Annotated in this window: 13 protein-coding genes; 4 read left to right on the top strand and 9 right to left on the bottom strand. The window is 67.3% G+C overall.

Features of this window, described 5'->3' with window-relative positions:
• Nucleotides 1-71: 71 nt before the first annotated feature.
• From ftsB to DIE11_RS06400, 9 genes are all read right to left on the bottom strand, one after another.
• Nucleotides 72-497, bottom strand: coding sequence for a cell division protein FtsB (gene ftsB, locus DIE11_RS06440; protein WP_124622336.1), 426 nt, complete (start codon nt 495-497; stop codon nt 72-74).
• An 82-nt stretch (nt 498-579) separates the two neighbouring features.
• Nucleotides 580-1863 (bottom strand): phosphopyruvate hydratase, encoded by a 1284-nt coding sequence (gene eno / locus DIE11_RS06435; RefSeq protein WP_011885396.1) that lies wholly within the window; start codon nt 1861-1863, stop codon nt 580-582.
• A 106-nt stretch (nt 1864-1969) separates the two neighbouring features.
• A complete protein-coding gene (kdsA, locus tag DIE11_RS06430; protein ID WP_044848177.1) occupies nt 1970-2824 on the bottom strand; it encodes a 3-deoxy-8-phosphooctulonate synthase in 855 nt (284 codons plus the stop codon).
• Nucleotides 2821-4479 (bottom strand): CTP synthase, encoded by a 1659-nt coding sequence (locus tag DIE11_RS06425; protein WP_059464180.1) that lies wholly within the window; start codon nt 4477-4479, stop codon nt 2821-2823. Before DIE11_RS06425 ends, kdsA begins: the two co-directional genes overlap by 4 nt.
• 174 nt (nt 4480-4653) lie before the next feature.
• A complete protein-coding gene (locus DIE11_RS06420; RefSeq protein ID WP_124622334.1) occupies nt 4654-5499 on the bottom strand; it encodes an alpha/beta fold hydrolase in 846 nt (281 codons plus the stop codon).
• Nucleotides 5500-5584: 85 nt separating this feature from the next.
• Entirely contained in the window at nt 5585-8077 is a 2493-nt protein-coding gene (locus DIE11_RS06415; RefSeq protein ID WP_124622332.1) for a DNA internalization-related competence protein ComEC/Rec2, read from the bottom strand.
• A 54-nt stretch (nt 8078-8131) separates the two neighbouring features.
• Nucleotides 8132-8920: a TatD family hydrolase gene (locus DIE11_RS06410; protein ID WP_059608398.1), complete on the bottom strand. Its 789-nt coding sequence runs from the start codon at nt 8918-8920 to the stop codon at nt 8132-8134.
• 64 nt (nt 8921-8984) lie between these two features.
• The gene (gene lolD / locus DIE11_RS06405) at nt 8985-9680 is read right to left on the bottom strand and encodes a lipoprotein-releasing ABC transporter ATP-binding protein LolD (protein ID WP_059608399.1); all 696 of its coding nucleotides are present in this window, start codon (nt 9678-9680) and stop codon (nt 8985-8987) included.
• A 55-nt stretch (nt 9681-9735) separates the two neighbouring features.
• Nucleotides 9736-10989 carry a lipoprotein-releasing ABC transporter permease subunit gene (locus tag DIE11_RS06400; protein ID WP_059608400.1) on the bottom strand — a complete coding sequence of 418 codons (1254 nt, stop codon included), beginning with the start codon at nt 10987-10989 and terminating at the stop codon, nt 9736-9738.
• 152 nt (nt 10990-11141) lie between these two features.
• Here DIE11_RS06400 and DIE11_RS06395 point away from each other — a divergent pair, with 152 nt between their 5' ends.
• The 4 genes from DIE11_RS06395 to lysS all read left to right on the top strand — a co-directional run bounded on the left by DIE11_RS06395 (nt 11142) and on the right by lysS (nt 16796).
• Complete coding sequence (locus DIE11_RS06395; RefSeq protein ID WP_185633730.1) at nt 11142-12218, top strand: regulator; 1077 nt, start codon at nt 11142-11144, stop codon at nt 12216-12218.
• A 10-nt stretch (nt 12219-12228) separates the two neighbouring features.
• Nucleotides 12229-13926 carry a single-stranded-DNA-specific exonuclease RecJ gene (gene recJ / locus DIE11_RS06390; protein ID WP_059608402.1) on the top strand — a complete coding sequence of 566 codons (1698 nt, stop codon included), beginning with the start codon at nt 12229-12231 and terminating at the stop codon, nt 13924-13926.
• A gap of 163 nt (nt 13927-14089) precedes the next feature.
• A protein-coding gene (gene prfB / locus DIE11_RS06385) for a peptide chain release factor 2 (RefSeq protein ID WP_105787638.1) occupies nt 14090-15194 on the top strand; the annotation gives its coding sequence in 2 pieces (ribosomal slippage) (nt 14090-14170 and nt 14172-15194; 1104 coding nt in all).
• Nucleotides 15195-15269: 75 nt separating this feature from the next.
• The gene (gene lysS / locus DIE11_RS06380) at nt 15270-16796 is read left to right on the top strand and encodes a lysine--tRNA ligase (protein WP_124622328.1); all 1527 of its coding nucleotides are present in this window, start codon (nt 15270-15272) and stop codon (nt 16794-16796) included.
• The last annotated feature ends 236 nt before the right edge of the window (nt 16797-17032 follow it).

Raw genomic sequence — 17032 nt, 5'->3', positions numbered from 1 at the left:
GATTGACGACTGACAGGAAATAAAAAAGCGCGGCATTTCCCGCGCTTTTTCAATGGTTCGGACTCCCGCGCTCAGTGATGCGCGGCCTTGCCCTTCTCGCCGCCATGATGCCGCGACGGCTTCGCGATCGACTGCGGGTTCGGCACGACACGCACGGGCGCGGCGGAAACGGTACCGCGCGTCGACATGCTCGAAGGCGCGTTGTTCAGCGGCGCCGCCGGCGCATTCGGCGACACGAACTGCACGAATACTTCGCCGTCCTTCACCATGCCCATCTCGTAGCGCGCGCGCTCCTCGATGGCCGCGGTACCGCCCTGCAGATCCTGCACTTCGCCCGCGATCCGTTCATTGCGCAGCTTCTCGTCCGCGTTCTTCTGCAGTTGATCGCCGAGTTGCTGGCGCAATTCATGCACCCGCAACCAGCCGCCGTGTCCCCACCATAGGGGGTACTGAATGAGCGCCAGCAAGGCAATCAGGACGACAGTGACAAGCCGCATGTAGAAGACGCAGATATAAGAAGCGCCGCTCCGCGCGACATGCACAGAGCGGCGTCGAGATGACGAACCCGATAGTAGCGCGTTAGCGCAGGTTATAGAAAGCCGATTTGCCCGGGTAGCTCGCGATATCGCCGAGGTCTTCCTCGATGCGCAGCAGCTGGTTGTACTTCGAGATGCGGTCGCTGCGCGACAGCGAACCCGTCTTGATCTGACCGGCGTTCAAGCCGACCGCGATGTCCGCGATCGTCGAATCTTCCGTTTCGCCCGAGCGGTGCGAGATCACGGCCGTGTAGCCCGCGCGCTTCGCCATTTCGATTGCCGCGAACGTTTCGGTCAGCGTACCGATCTGGTTGATCTTGATGAGGATCGAGTTCGCGATACCCTTCTCGATGCCTTCCTTCAGGATGCGCGTGTTCGTGACGAACAGGTCGTCACCGACGAGCTGCACCTTCTTGCCGAGGCGCTCGGTCAACAGCTTCCAGCCGTCCCAGTCGCCTTCGTGCATGCCGTCCTCGATCGACACGATCGGGAACTTGTCGGCGAGCGTCGCGAGGTAGTCGGTGAATTCGGCCGACGACAGTTGCAGGCCTTCGCCCGCGAGCTGGTACTTGCCGTCGTGGTAGAACTCGGATGCCGCGCAGTCGAGCGCGAGCAGCACGTCTTCGCCCGCACGGTAGCCGGCCTTCTCGATCGCCTGCAGGATCGTCGACAGGCACTCGTCGTTGCTGCCGAAGTTCGGCGCGAAGCCGCCTTCGTCGCCGACTGCCGTGCTCATGCCGCGGTCGCTCAGGATCTTCTTCAGTGCGTGGAACACTTCCGCGCCGCAACGCAGAGCTTCACGGAACGTCGGCTGGCTCACCGGGACGATCATGAATTCCTGGATGTCGAGGCTGTTGTTCGCGTGCGCGCCGCCGTTGACGATGTTCATCATCGGGACGGGCAGCTGCATCGCGCCCGAGCCGCCGAAGTAGCGGTACAGCGGCAGGCCGGCTTCTTCAGCGGCTGCCTTCGCGACGGCCATCGACACGGCCAGCATCGCGTTCGCGCCGAGGCGCGACTTGTTGTCGGTGCCGTCCAGCTCGAGCAGCGTCTTGTCGAGGAACGCCTGTTCCGACGCGTCGAGGCCCATGATGGCTTCGGAGATTTCGGTGTTGATGTGCTCGACTGCCTTCAGCACGCCCTTGCCGTTGTAGCGGCCGGCTTCGCCGTCGCGCAGTTCGATCGCTTCACGCGAGCCGGTGGACGCGCCCGACGGCACCGCCGCGCGGCCCATCGTGCCCGATTCGAGCAGCACGTCGCATTCGACGGTGGGGTTGCCGCGCGAATCCAGAATCTCGCGGCCGATGATATCTACGATTGCACTCATGGGTTTCCTCTGAGAATGACGATGGATTCTTCAAACTGCGACGGCGCGCGCGCCTGAACCGCTTTCGCTACTGACGCGCGAAGCCGTCACAAGGTTCATTCGATCTTTAATTGAAATCGTTTTCCAGGAACGGATTGCGCTTCACCGCCTGATCGAGCGTGACGAGCGTCTCCAGCAGCGCACCCATCCGGTTCAGCGGCACCGCGTTCGGGCCGTCCGACTTCGCCTCGGCCGGATTCGGGTGCGTCTCCATGAAGAGACCCGCGACGCCCGTCGCGACCGCCGCACGCGCGAGCACCGGCACGAATTCGCGCTGGCCGCCCGAGCTCGTGCCCTGCCCGCCCGGCAGCTGCACCGAGTGGGTCGCGTCGAACACGACCGGCGCGTTCGTCTCGCGCATGATCGCGAGCGAACGCATGTCGGACACAAGGTTGTTGTAGCCGAACGAGACTCCACGCTCGCACGCCATGAAGCGGTCTTCCGACAGACCGGCTTCACGCGCCGCGTCGCGCGCCTTGTCGATCACGTTCTTCATGTCGTGCGGCGCGAGGAACTGACCCTTCTTGATGTTGACGGGCTTGCCCGAGCGCGCGCACGCGTGGATGAAGTCGGTCTGGCGGCACAGGAATGCGGGCGTTTGCAGCACGTCGACGACCGACGCGACCTGCTCGATCTCTTCGATCGAATGCACGTCGGTCAGCACCGGCAGGCCGAGCTGACGCTTCACCTCGCCGAGGATCCGCAGCCCTTCGTCCATTCCGAGACCGCGAAACGACTTGCCCGAGCTGCGATTCGCCTTGTCGTAGGACGACTTGTAGATGAACGGAACGTTCAGCTTCTCGCAGATCTCCTTCAGGCGGCCCGCCGTGTCGATCGTCATTTGCTCCGATTCGACGACGCAGGTACCCGCGATCAGGAAGAAAGGCTGGTCGAGACCGACCTCGAAATCGCACAGCTTCATGCTTGCACTCCACGCGCTTGCTTGTTGGCGAGCGCGGCTTCGACGAACGACTTGAACAGGGGATGACCGTCACGCGGCGTGGACGTGAATTCCGGGTGGAACTGGACGCCGACGAACCACGGGTGCATCGAACGCGGCAGCTCCATCATTTCCGGCAGATCCTCGCTCGGGGTACGGGCGCTGATGATAAGGCCGCCGGCTTCGAGCTGGGGCACGAAGCGGTTATTGACTTCATAACGGTGGCGGTGACGCTCGTTCACGTCCTTGCCATAGATCTCTTCGGCCATCGTGCCGGGCTTGATCGGGCAACGTTGCGAGCCGAGGCGCATCGTGCCGCCGAGATCGGATTCCTCGGTGCGCGTCTCGACCTTGCCTTCGCGGTCGTACCACTCGGTAATCAGCGCGACCACGCGTTCCGGCGTATCCGGATCGAATTCCGTGCTGTTCGCCTGCTTCAGGCCGACGACGTCGCGTGCGAATTCGATCACCGCAAGCTGCATGCCGAGGCAGATGCCGAGGTACGGCACCTTCGACTCGCGCGCGTAGCGGATCGCCGCGATCTTGCCTTCCGTGCCACGACGGCCGAAACCGCCCGGCACCAGCACGGCGTCGAGATGCTTCAGGCTATCGACACCATTCGTCTCGATCTCTTCCGAGTCGATGTACTCGATGTTGACCTTGGTCGACGTGTGCAGCGATGCGTGGCGCAGCGCCTCGATCAGCGACTTGTACGACTCGGTCAGGTCGACATACTTGCCGACCATGCCGATCGTGACTTCGTGCTTCGGGTTTTCCAGCTTCTCGACGAGCGCCGACCACATGCTCAGGTCGGCGTCCTTCGGCGACAGCTTCAGCTCTTCGCAGATGATCCGGTCGAGGCCCTGGTCGTGCAGCATCTGCGGAATCTTGTAGATGCTGTCGGCGTCCCACACCGAGATCACGGCGTCTTCCGGCACGTTCGAGAACATCGAGATCTTCTTCGATTCGTCGTCGGGGATGCGGCGATCCGCACGGCACAGCAGCACGTGCGGCAGGATGCCGATCTCGCGCAGCTTCTGCACGCTGTGCTGGGTCGGCTTCGTCTTCAGCTCGCCGGCCGTCGCGACGTACGGCACGAGCGTCAGGTGCACGAAGCACGCGCTGTTGCGGCCGAGGCGCAGGCTCATCTGGCGCGCGGCCTCGAGGAACGGCAGCGACTCGATGTCGCCGACCGTGCCGCCGATCTCGACGATCGCGACGTCCGGCTCGCCGCAGGTGGCAGATGCCGCCCCGCGCTCGATGAACGCCTGGATTTCGTTCGTGATGTGCGGAATCACCTGCACGGTCTTGCCGAGATAGTCGCCGCGGCGTTCCTTGCGGATCACCGATTCGTAGATCTGGCCGGTCGTGAAGTTGTTGGCCTTGCGCATCTTCGTGCTGATGAAGCGCTCATAGTGGCCGAGGTCGAGGTCGGTCTCCGCTCCGTCTTCCGTCACGAACACTTCGCCGTGCTGGAACGGGCTCATCGTGCCGGGGTCGACGTTGATGTAGGGATCGAGTTTGAGGAGGGTGACTTTCAGACCGCGCGATTCGAGGATCGCGGCGAGGGAGGCGGCGGCAATACCCTTGCCGAGGGAAGAAACTACGCCGCCGGTGACGAAAACATATTTGGTCATCGCTGAATGCTCGCGGGAAAAACGGATTATACCGTAAAGCCCGCCCTTCTCTCAGCAATTGACGCGATGATCCTGCCCTTTCGCGCTGTGCCGCGCCAACCGTGCGCGCCGGGGCGAACCGGCCGGCCGGTCGGTGCAACCGCGCACGCCGGCGCGGTGCACCGGACCGATGCGTCAGGCGCTTTTCGCGAGCGCCGCACTGTCGCGCGGCACGCCACCCTCCGCCATCTTCAGCGAACTCAGCATCCGCTGCAATGCGCGGGCCGTCTCGATCGGCCGCTCCATCGGGAACAGGTGGCTACCCTCGAGCCATTCGATGCGCCCGCGCGCCGCGCGACGCGTCGCATCGAGCCCGACCTGCCGCACTTCGCGCGAGCGCGTACCGGCGAGAAAGCCGAGCGGCACCGGCGCGCCGTGCGCGAGCCGCGGGCCGAGCGTATGCGGCAGCGTCCGGTAGATCAGGTATTCGACCTGCCGGTCGAACGCGAGGACGCGTTCGCCGTCGGCGCCCGCCTGCGGAATGCCGTAGTCGATGTAGTCGGACAGCATCCGCTCGTCCCAGCGCGCGAACGCGGGTTTCTCGTGAAAGTGCCGCCAGGCTTCGTCGCGGCTCACCCAGCGCGTACGCCGATTGCGCGTCGCGGCCGCCGGCGACAGCCGCTCGTCGAGCCCGGCCCACTGGCTCGCGCGCAATGCGCCGGCGCGCCATCCCGCGATGATCGGCGAATCGATCATCACCACGCCGCGCACCCAGTGCGGCTTCTTCAGCGCAGCCATCAGCGACAGGTAGCCGCCGAGCGAATGGCCGACGAGCCAGACCGGGCGCTCGTAGCGGCTGCCAATGTCGTCGAGCAGTTGCTCGACGAGATGCGGCCAGTCGCGCGTCACCGGGTAGCGGCGGTCGTGACCGATGCGCTCGATGTAGCGCAGCTCGTAGTCGTCTGCCAGCTCGGCGAAGATCGTCCGGTACGTCGATGCCGGAAAACCGTTCGCATGCGAGAAATGGAGGATGTCCTTCAAACGCCGATGTCTCCTTTGCCGGCGGGAGTCAGTGCTTCAGCACTTCCTCCGGCCTCCTCATTCTTGACCCGCGCCATCGCGACGCTCACCGGTCCATCCAGTACCGCCGCTGCGCATCGCGATGACGCTCAAACGCGAAACCGCCGCCCGTCGGGGCGACGTCGAACCTCACGGCCCCGTCGCGATCGGTGCGCGGCAGCGGAATCCCGCGCATTTCGTAGCGCGCAAGGACCGTCCGGTGCGGATGTCCGAATCGATTGCGATAGCCTACAGGAAATACCGCGACGCGCGGCCCGACCGAATCGAGGAAAGGCTCGACCGACGACGTGCGGCTGCCGTGGTGCGGCACAACGAGGATCTGCGCGGCCAGCGCGTCGCGCGCATCGTCCACCAGCCGGCGCTCGGCGCGTGCCTCGATGTCGCCCGTCAGCAGCGCCGACGTGTCGCCCGCGTCGATGCGCAGCACGCACGATTGTTCGTTCGAGGAACCAGCGCCGGCAACACCCGGCGGCCACAACATCGTGAATACGACGCCGTCCCAGGTCCACCGCTGCCCGGCCGCGCACGGCAGCCGATCGGCCACGCCGGCCGCCCGCGCGTCACGCCACAGCCGGTGCTGCGGCGCAATGCCGGCGAGCAGCTGGCGGACCTCGGCGGCCGCATAGACGGCCGCCGCGCCGCCCGCGTGATCGGCGTCCGCATGACTCAGGACGAGCGAATCGACGGTACGGATTCCGCGGGCACGCAATGCCGGTGCGACGATCCGCGCACCGGCATGGGTCGACTCCGCGCCCGGCCCCGCATCGAACAGCAAGGTCCGGCGCGCGGTCTCCACCAGCACCGACGCGCCCTGCCCGACATCGAGCACGGTCAGCCGGAAGCCGCCAGGCGGCGGCGCATCGGGTGCCGGCGCGACCAGCGGCAGCCATGTCATCGGCGCCGCCCAGCGCAGCGGCCAGCCGCGCGGCATCAAGACCCATGCGACACCCACGCACGCAAGCGCCAGAACCGGCCAGTCGGGCATGCGCAGCCAGAACACGCCGGCCGGCCAGTCGGCGAGGTGCCGGAGCAGCGCCATCATCGGTTCGAGCGCCGCATGCGCGAGCCGGAACGCATACGCGTCCAGCGGCGCGGGCAACCCGATCCCGGCGAGCACGATCGGCGTCACGACGGCGCTGACCCACGGGATCGCAAACGCATTGCCGAACGGGCCCGATACCGAGATCTGAGCGAACCACGCGGCCGTCAGCGGCGCAAGACCGATCGTCACCGCGTACTGCACGCGCGTCGCCTGCGCGACACGGTGCCCGGCACGCTTGCACCAAGCGCGCAGCCTGCGGCGGCGGTCGACCGGGGCAGTACCGTCCGTCCCACGGTCGTCACCGCCGTCGAATTCGCGCACCGCGCCCCAGCCCGCCACGGACATCAGGATTACGGCGACCGCGCCAAAAGACAGCCAGAACCCGGCCGACACCACCGCCCACGGATCGACAAGCAGCACGCCGCCGAGCGCCGCGCACAACACGGCGGACGTCGGCACGCTGCGTCCGGCAAGACAGGCAGCCGCCCCGGCCGCGATCATCCACCACGCGCGCTGCGCCGGCACGTTGAAGCCGGCAAGCGACGCGTAGCCGGCGGCGGCCGTCAGCGCCGCCATCGAAGCCGCATAGGGCGCCGGCATCACGAGCGCCGCGGCATGTCCGCGCCAGCGCAGACGTCGCCAGACCCACGATACGATCCCGCCCGCGATCGCGCCGACGAGTCCGACGTGCAGGCCCGAAATCGCGACCAGATGACTCGTACCCGTATTGCGCAGCACGCGCCACGCGTCGTCGCCGATGCCGGATTGATCGCCGACCGCGAGCGCGGTCACGATGCCGCGATGGCGCGCGTCGCTGCCGAGCGCGTCACCGATACCGTTGCGCAGCGCGTCGCGCAGCCGATCGATCGACGCGCGCCACCCCGATGCACGTGCGTCGAGCAGTTCCGCCCGCTCGGGCGCGACCACATAGCCGATCGCACGAATGCCCGCGGCGAGCCACGCCGCCTCGCTGTCGCGCACGCCGGGATTCGCCTCGGCATGCGGGCGTTTCAGGCGCACGACGAGGCGCCAGCGCTGCGCGGCGCGCAAATCGGGCATCGCGTTGCGTGCGGCGGGCGCGCCGTAGGTGCGCCACGACAACCGGATCAGCGGAGGGAAACGGGCCAGCCCCGCATCGTTCGATTCGACGGCCAACAGCAGTCGCGCGCCGGTGTCGTCGATCACCGGCAACCCGCTGATCACGCCCGTGACGACGATGTCGCGCCCTTCCCGCTCGACAGGCAGGCCGTCACGCAGCCGCCATTCCGCGCGTGCGGCCGCATAGCCGAATCCGATCGCGCAGGCGGCGCAGGCGCACAGCATCCACCGGAGCGCGACGATCGAGCGGGTTCGACGGCGCCGTGCACACCATGCGAGCAGCGCACCGCAACCGGCCAGCACGACCGCGCCGCCTACCCAGCCGCCCATGCCCGGCAACGCCGCCTGCCGCTGCAGCACGACGACGCCGAGCGCAAACGCGATCCACCACACGCGCATCGCACCTCCTCGTCGACCTGGCGCCGCCGTCGATGCGGCACCCTCCGGCAACGATTATGCGGACGAAAGTGCGAGGCGCGGCAGCGCGGCGAGCGCGTTAGCCGTTGTGGATAGGGACAGCGCGTGCGCGTCGATCCCGCGCAGTTCGGCGAGCACGCCGCCGATGCGCGGCACCTGGTCGGGCGCGTTGCGGGACTTGTACGCCCACTCGGGTGCGATGTCGGGCGCATCCGTCTCGACGACGATCGCGTCGAGCGGCAACTGTGCGGCGAGCCGCCGGATCTGCAACGCCCGTCCGAACGTCACGTTGCCGCCGAAACCGAGATGCAGCCCCTGTGCGAGATACGCGTCGGCCTGCTGGAAACTGCCGTTGAACGCATGTGCGATGCCGCGCCGCACGCCGAAGCGGCGCAGCCCGGCGAGCACGCGGTCCTGCGACTTGCGCACGTGGCACAGCACCGGCAGGTCGAATTCGCGCGCGAGCTTGAGCTGCCCCTGATAGAAGAATTGCTGGCGGTCCTCGTCGAGCCCCGGCACGAAGTAGTCGAGACCGATCTCGCCGATCGCGACGAAGCGCGGATCATCGAGGCTCGCCTCGATCTCCATGCGCAGGCGGTCGAGATCCTCGTCGCGCGCGTGCGGCGTATACATCGGATGGATGCCGAGCGCATAGACCGCACCTGGCGTGCGCTGGGCCAGTTCGCGCACGGTCGTGAAATTGTCGCGCCCGACGCTTGGGATCACGATGCGCGACACGCCGGCCGCGCGCGCCGCATGCACGACGACGTCGCGGTCGGTGTCGAACTCGGCAGCATCGAGATGGCAATGCGTATCGATCCACATGGCGGCTTTCCTGCGCCCTCGCCGCCGTACCGGGACTCGCCCGGCGGCACGGCGGGGCGTTCGTTCACACCGGCAGCGCCGGCTCCTCATGCAGCACGCCGTCGCGCAGGCGCATGATGCGGTCGCAGCGCGCCGCGAGCTCGGGATCGTGCGTGACGATCACGAAGCTCGTTTCGAGCGTCTCGGACAGTTCGAGCATCAGGTTGAACACCGTGTCGGCGGTCGTGCCGTCGAGGTTGCCGGTCGGCTCGTCGGCGAGTACGCACGCGGGCTTCGTCACCAGCGCGCGCGCGATCGCCACGCGTTGCCGCTCGCCGCCCGACAGCTCGCCCGGCCGGTGCTTCGCACGCGGGCCGAGACCGACGCGTTCGAGCATCGCCTGTGCCTGCGCGCGCGCGTCCTCGGTCGTCATCCGGCGGATGCGCAGCGGCATCGCGACGTTGTCGAGCGCGGTGAATTCCGGCAGCAGGTGATGGAACTGGTAGACGAAGCCGAGCGCGCGATTGCGCAGCTCGTTGCGTTCGCGCTCGGCGAGTTGCGTAAACGGCTTGCCGAGCAGCGACACTTCGCCCGCGCTCGGTTCGTCGAGGCCGCCCAGCACGTGCAGCAGCGTGCTCTTGCCGGAGCCCGACGCGCCGACGATCGCGAGCTTCTCGCCGCGCCGCACCGTCAATTCGGCGTTGTTGAGCACCTGCACGTTGAAGCCGCCCTGCACGAACGCCTTTGTGATCCCGCGCGCCTGAAGCACGTATTCCTGCATACCTGCCGAATCCTGTCTGAGGGGTTGTCGTGAATCCGCCAATGCGGTCGCGCGATCATTCATAGCGCAGCGCCTCCGCCGGCTTCACCTTTGCGCCGCGCCAGCTCGGATAGAGCGTGGCGACCGCCGACAGCACGAACGCGATCAGGCCGATCTTGATGACGTCGCCCGCGACGAGCTCCGACGGCAGCTCGCTGATGAAGTACACCGACGGCGGCAGGAACTGCACGCCGAACAGATGCTCGATCATCGGGATCAGCCACGGAATGCTCCACGCGATCAGGCAGCCGAGCGCGACGCCCGACGCGGTGCCGACGAAGCCGATCGTCACGCCCTGCACGACGAAGATCTTCATGATCGAGCCGGGCTGCGCGCCGAGCGTGCGCAGGATCGCGATGTCGGCCTGCTTGTTGGTCACCGTCATCACCAGCGACGACACGAGGTTGAATGCGGCCACCGCGATGATCAGCGTGAGGATGATGAACATCATCCGCTTCTCGATCTGCACGGCCGAGAACCATGTCTTGTTCTGCTGGGTCCAGTCGCGAATGTACAGGCTGCCCGACAGCGTATGCGACAGCTCGACCGCGACCTGCGGCGCCTTCTGCATGTCGGTGAGCCGCAGCCGCACGCCGGTCGGCGCGGACATCCGGAACAGTGCCTCCGCGTCGCGGATGTTGATCATCGCGAGCGTGCTGTCGTATTCGTAGTGGCCCGACTCGAACACGCCGACCACCGTGAACTGCTTGAGTCGCGGCATCATCCCGGCCGGCGTGATCGTCCCTTCGGGCGCGACAAGCGTGACCTTGTCGCCGACCGTCACGCCGAGGTTGCCGGCGAGCGCGTCGCCGAGCACGATGCCGAACTGGCCGGGCACGAGCGCGGCGAGCTGGCCTGCCTTCATGTCCTTGCCGATGTCCGACACCTGCGGTTCGAGCGACGGCTCGACGCCGCGCAGCATCACGCCACTCACCGCGTCCTGGCGCGTGAGCAGCGCCTGCGCGTCGACGTACGGCGCCGCGCCGACCACCGAAGTATTGCGCCGCGCTTCCTGCGCGGTCAGTTGCCAGTCGGGCATCGAGCCGGTCGGCGAGAACACCTCGACGTGCGCGAGCACCGACAGCATGCGGTCGCGCACTTCCTTCTGGAAGCCGTTCATCACGGACAGCACGACGATCAGCGCCGCGACGCCAAGCGCGATCCCGAGCATCGACACCAGTGCGATGAAGGAAATGAAGCCGTTGCCGGTCGTGCGTTTGCCGGCGCGCGTGTAGCGCCAGCCGATCTGCCATTCGTACGGAAGTTTCAAGCGAATCCTTTCTGCTGGTTACGGCGGGGATGGCGGCCCGTGGCCGGAGCGCCGTCCGGCGGCGGCCGGCCGCCCGGGCACGGCCGAAAAAACGGTCGCCGGACGCAATCGGGCCGTCCGCCGGCCCGATCACGCGCGCAGTTTGCCATACAATGCGCACCATCATGCACGACCGACGCCTCCATTTTCTCGTTCCGTTCGCGCTGCCGTCGGCGGCCGATGCGGCCTCGTCCCTGCACACGCTGGACAGCCCCGCGCTCGAAAAGTTGCTCGCCCGCGCCAACCTCGTCGAGCGCGTGGCAGGCGAGGACTTCCAGCGCACGCTGCCGCACGAGCGCTGGCTGGCCCGCCAGTTCGGCGCGACCCAGGGCAACGCCGCCGACGAGGCGCCGCTCGCACCCTACATGCTGCTGGCGGACGGCGGCGACCCGGGTACCCAGGCCTGGGCGTGCGTCGAGCCCGTCCATGTCGAAATCGCGCACGATCACCTTGTGCTCGTCGACCCGGCGAGCCTCGCGCTCGACGACGGCGACGCAGCTGCCTTGCTGGCAGTCGCGCGCCCGCTGATCGAGGAGCTCGGCGTGCGACTGGAGGCGCCGCAGCCAGCGCGCTGGTACCTGTCCAGCGAGCAGTTCGCCCGCCTCGCCGGCGCAGCGCCGCTGCGCGCGAGCGGCCGCAACATCGAGATCTGGCTGCCGCACGAGGCGCACACCGGCGAACGCTCGCGGATGTGGATGAAGCTGCAGAACGAAGTGCAGATGGCATGGTTCCAGCATCCGGTGAACGAAGCGCGCGAAGCGCGCGGGTTGCCCGCCGTCAATTCGATCTGGTTCCATGCGCAAGGCACGCTGAAGCCGGTCGGCAAGCCGTTCGCGCGCGTGCTGTCCGCGTCGCCCGCGGCGCTCGGCCTCGCACGCGCGGCGCAAACCGAAGCCGGCGCCGTGCCGGCCGCATTCGACGCACTGCCCGCCGCCGCCGGCGCGTCGCTCGTCGAGCTGCCCACGCTGTCCGCCCCGTACATCGAGCAGGACTGGTCACGCTGGCACGATGCGCTCGCCGCGCTCGAGCGCGACTGGTTCGCGCCGTCCCTTGCCGCGCTGCAGAACGGCGAGCTGGCCGGCGTCGATTTCACGCTGTGCGGCGACACCAGCTCCGTGACGCTGCACGCGACGCGCGGCGACCTGCGCAAGTTCTGGCGCCGCCGCGCGCTGGTATCCCTGTTCGAATAACCCGACCTGTATGACCCGGATCGTTACCCGCCCCGTCGCGCCCGCCGACGCCGAAGCGCTCGCGCGCCACGGACTGCATCCCGTCCTCGCACGACTGTATGCGTCGCGCGGCGTGCAGTCCCCGACCGACATCGAGACGGCCCTCGCGCGCCTCGTCCCGCCCACCGAACTGAAAGGCTGCGCGGACGCCGCGGCGCTGCTCGCCGACGCGATTGCCGACAAGCGGCGCCTGCTGGTCGTCGCCGACTACGACTGCGACGGCGCAACCGCCTGCGCAGTCGCGGTGCGTGGCCTGCGGATGTTCGGCGCGCAGATCGACTACCTGGTGCCGAACCGCTTCGAATACGGCTACGGGCTCACGCCTGAAATCGTCGAACTCGCGGCCGCGCGCAAGCCCGACCTGCTGATCACCGTCGACAACGGGATCGCGAGCGTCGCGGGTGTCGAAGCCGCGAACGCGCGCGGCATCGATGTGCTCGTCACCGACCACCATCTGCCCGGCGACGCGCTGCCCGCCGCGCGCGCGATCGTCAACCCGAACCAGCCCGGCTGCGCGTTCCCGAGCAAGCACATCGCCGGCGTCGGCGTGATGTTCTACGTGCTGCTCGCGCTGCGCGCCGAGCTGCGCCGCCGCGGCGCGTTCGCGAGCAAGGAGGCCGAACCCCGCCTCGACGGACTGCTCGACCTCGTCGCGCTCGGCACCGTCGCCGACGTGGTGCGGCTCGACGGCAACAACCGCGTGCTCGTCGCGCAGGGGCTGCAGCGCATCCGCAACGGCCGCATGCAGCCGGGCATCGCCGCGCTGTTCCGCGCGGCCGGCCGCGAGGCGCGCACCGCGTCGGGCTTCGACCTCGGCTTTGGCCTCGGCCCGCGCCTGAACGCCGCCGGGCGGCTGTCGGACATGTCGCTCGGCATCGAGTGCCTGATCACCGACGACATCGGCCGCGCATGGGACCTCGCGCAACAGCTCGACACGATGAACCGCGAGCGCCGCGAGATCGAGGCCGGTATGCAGCAGCAGGCGCTCGCCGATCTCGCCGACGTTGATCCGGCCGACGCATGCACGATCACGCTGTTCAATCCCGAATGGCACCAGGGCGTGATCGGCATCGTCGCCGGGCGGCTCAAGGAGAAGTTCCATCGCCCGTCGTTCACGTTCGCGCATGCGGACGAAGCCGGCACGCGGGTCAAAGGTTCGGGCCGCTCGATTCCCGGCTTCCACCTGCGCGATGCACTCGACCTGGTGTCGAAGCGCGAACCCGACCTGATCGTCGCGTTCGGCGGCCACGCGATGGCGGCCGGCCTCACGCTCGACACCGGCAACGTGCCGCGCTTCGCGGCCGCGTTCGAGGCCGTCGCGCGCGAGTGGTTGTCCGACGACGCGCTGGCGCGCGTGATCGAGACCGACGGCGAACTCGAGGAAGCGTATTTCACGCCGCAGTTCGTCGGGCTGCTCGACGAAGCCGTCTGGGGCCAGGGTTTTCCGGCCCCGCTTTTCTCCGGGGAATTCGACGTCGTGTCGCAGTCGCTCGTGAAGGAAAAGCACCTGAAGCTGCAGTTGGCGCGCGGCCGCCAGCGCTTCAACGCGATCTGGTTCAATCACACCGAGCCGCTGCCGGCGAGCGCGCTGATCGCGTACCGCCTCGTGGCCGACACGTGGAACGGCGTGACGCGCGTCCAGCTGATCGTCGAACACGCGGCCGGCTGAACGCCGCCCGCCCGGCCAACCGGCCCGCGGCACTCGCGGGCCGCATGCGCGCCGCGCCGAACGCGCGGCTGCGGCGCACATGCAAGCACGTTCCGCGTCACCGGGAAACCCCGCCGATCGGCTATAATTCCGCTTTTTTACGAAGCAAGAATAGCGAACGATCATGGAAGCGGAACGTCTCAACGCGATCGAAAGCTCCCTGCTCGACCTGCGCACGCGCGCGGGCGAGCTTCGGGGGTATCTTTGACTACGACGCCAAATCTGCGCGTCTGACCGAAGTCAACAAGGAACTCGAAGACCCGAACGTCTGGAACGATTCGAAGAACGCCCAGGCACTCGGCCGCGAGAAGAAGCTGCTCGAAGGCGTCGTCACGACGCTGACGGCACTCGATAGCGACCTGCGCGATGCGCTCGACCTGTTCGAGCTGGCACGCGAGGAAGGCGACGAAGACACCCTCATCGCATCCGAAGACGACGCGAAGAAGCTCGAAGCGCGCGTCGGCGACATCGAATTCCGCCGGATGTTCTCGAACCCGGCCGACCCGAACAACTGCTTCATCGACATCCAGGCCGGCGCCGGCGGCACCGAGGCGTGCGACTGGGCTTCGATGCTGCTGCGCCAGTACCTGCGCTACTGCGAGCGCAAGGGCTTCAAGGCCGAAGTGCTCGAAGAATCCGACGGCGACGTCGCCGGCATCAAAAACGCGACGGTCAAGGTCACGGGCGAATACGCATACGGCTTCCTGCGCACCGAAACGGGCATTCACCGCCTCGTGCGCAAGTCGCCGTTCGACTCGTCGGGCGGCCGCCACACGTCGTTCTCGTCGGTGTTCGTGTATCCGGAAATCGACGACTCGATCGAAGTCGAAGTCAACCCGGCCGACCTGCGCATCGACACGTACCGCGCCTCGGGCGCCGGCGGCCAGCACATCAACAAGACCGACTCGGCCGTGCGGATCACGCACATGCCGACCGGCATTGTCGTGCAGTGCCAGAACGACCGCTCGCAGCACCGCAACCGTGCCGAAGCGATGGCCATGCTGAAGTCGCGCCTGTACGAAGCCGAAATGCGCAAGCGCCAGGCCGAGCAGGACAAGCTCGAATCGAGCAAGACCGATGTGGGCTGGGGCCACCAGATCCGCTCGTACGTGCTCGACCAGAGCCGCGTGAAGGACCTCCGTACGAACGTCGAAATGAGCAACACGCGAGCCGTGCTCGACGGCGATCTCGACGACTTCATCAGCGCGAGCCTCAAACAGGGCGTGTAAGCGCCGCGGCGCGGCCTCTCCGGTCGCGCCGCCCTTCCCGTTGCGTTGCCGCACCCACTCCGAATTCCGACCATCATGACCGAACCGACCCAAACGCAGCCCGCCGTCGCGGCGGACGAAAACCAGATCATCGCCGAGCGCCGCGAGAAGCTGCGCGCATTGCGCGAGCAAGGCGTCGCCTATCCGAACGATTTCCGGCCGACGCATCACGCCGCCGATCTCCAGGCGAAATTCGCCGACTCGGACAAGGCCGCGCTCGAGGCGAACCCGGTCGAGGTGTCGGTCGCCGGCCGCATGATGCTCAAGCGCGTGATGGGCAAGGCGAGCTTCGCGACGGTGCAGGACGGTTCGGGCCAGATCCAGTTCTTCGTGACGCCGAACGACGTCGGAACGGAAACCTACGACGCATTCAAGAAGTGGGACCTCGGCGACATCGTCGCCGCACGCGGCGTGCTGTTCCGCACCAACAAGGGCGAGCTGTCGGTCCAGTGCAAGGAGCTGCGCCTGCTGTCGAAGGCGCTGCGTCCGCTGCCGGACAAGTTCCACGGCCTCGCCGACCAGGAAATGCGCTACCGCCAGCGCTACGTCGACCTGATCGTCACGCCGGAAACGCGCGACACGTTCCGTGCGCGCACCAAGACCATTGCGTCGATCCGCAAGTTCATGGACAACGCCGACTTCATGGAAGTCGAAACGCCGATGCTGCACCCGATCCCGGGCGGTGCCGCGGCGAAGCCGTTCGTCACGCACCACAACGCGCTCGACATGCAGATGTTCCTGCGTATCGCGCCGGAGCTGTACCTGAAGCGCCTGATCGTCGGCGGCTTCGAGCGCGTGTTCGAGATCAACCGCAACTTCCGGAATGAAGGCGTGTCGCCGCGCCACAACCCGGAATTCACGATGATGGAGTTCTACGCCGCGTACACCGACTACCGCTGGCTGATGGACTTCACCGAGCAGTTGATCCGCCAGGCGGCGATCGATGCGCTCGGCACCGCGACGATCCAGTACCAGGGGCGCGAGCTCGACCTCGCGAAGCCGTTCCACCGCCTGACGATCACGCAGGCGATCCAGAAGTACGCGCCGCAGTACACCGACGGCCAGCTGTCGGACGACGCGTTCCTGCGCTCCGAACTGAAGCGCCTCGGCGTGGACGTGTCGCAGCCGGCCTTCCTGAACGCCGGCATCGGCGCGCTGCAGCTCGCGCTGTTCGAGGAAACCGCCGAATCGCAGCTGTGGGAGCCGACCTACATCATCGACTACCCGGTCGAGGTGTCGCCGCTCGCACGCGCATCGGATACGGTGCCGGGCATTACCGAGCGTTTCGAACTGTTCATGACCGGCCGCGAGATCGCGAACGGCTTCTCGGAGCTGAACGATCCGGAAGACCAGGCCGCGCGCTTCAAGAAGCAGGTCGAGCAGAAGGATGCAGGCGACGAGGAAGCGATGTTCTTCGACGCCGACTACATCCGCGCGCTCGAACACGGAATGCCGCCGACGGGTGGTTGCGGGATTGGCATCGACCGTCTCGTGATGCTGCTGACCGACAGCCCGACGATTCGCGACGTGCTGCTGTTCCCGCACCTGCGCCGCGAAGACTGACGGCCCCCCGCGTGCGCCGCGCCCCGCGGCGCACGCGTCAGCTTTGTAACCACGCGTAAATCCCGCACGCCGGCGTTCGTCGGCTTTCGATCCTCCCCCGTTTTATCCCCTCGTCGCGACGGCCCTCTCCGGGTTTTCCCGATAACGCCCGCCCGCTTCCCGCTGCAATTCGTTACACCTTGATACGGTGCGACCCTCGCCCGTGGACGACACTCCTGTTGCGTCACCACGCATGA

The organism is Burkholderia sp. Bp9012 (genome assembly GCF_003853825.1).
GTDB lineage: Bacteria > Pseudomonadota > Gammaproteobacteria > Burkholderiales > Burkholderiaceae > Burkholderia > Burkholderia diffusa.
Note: the sequence above shows the minus strand (reverse complement) of the source record. Positions and strands in the feature narration are given on the sequence as shown.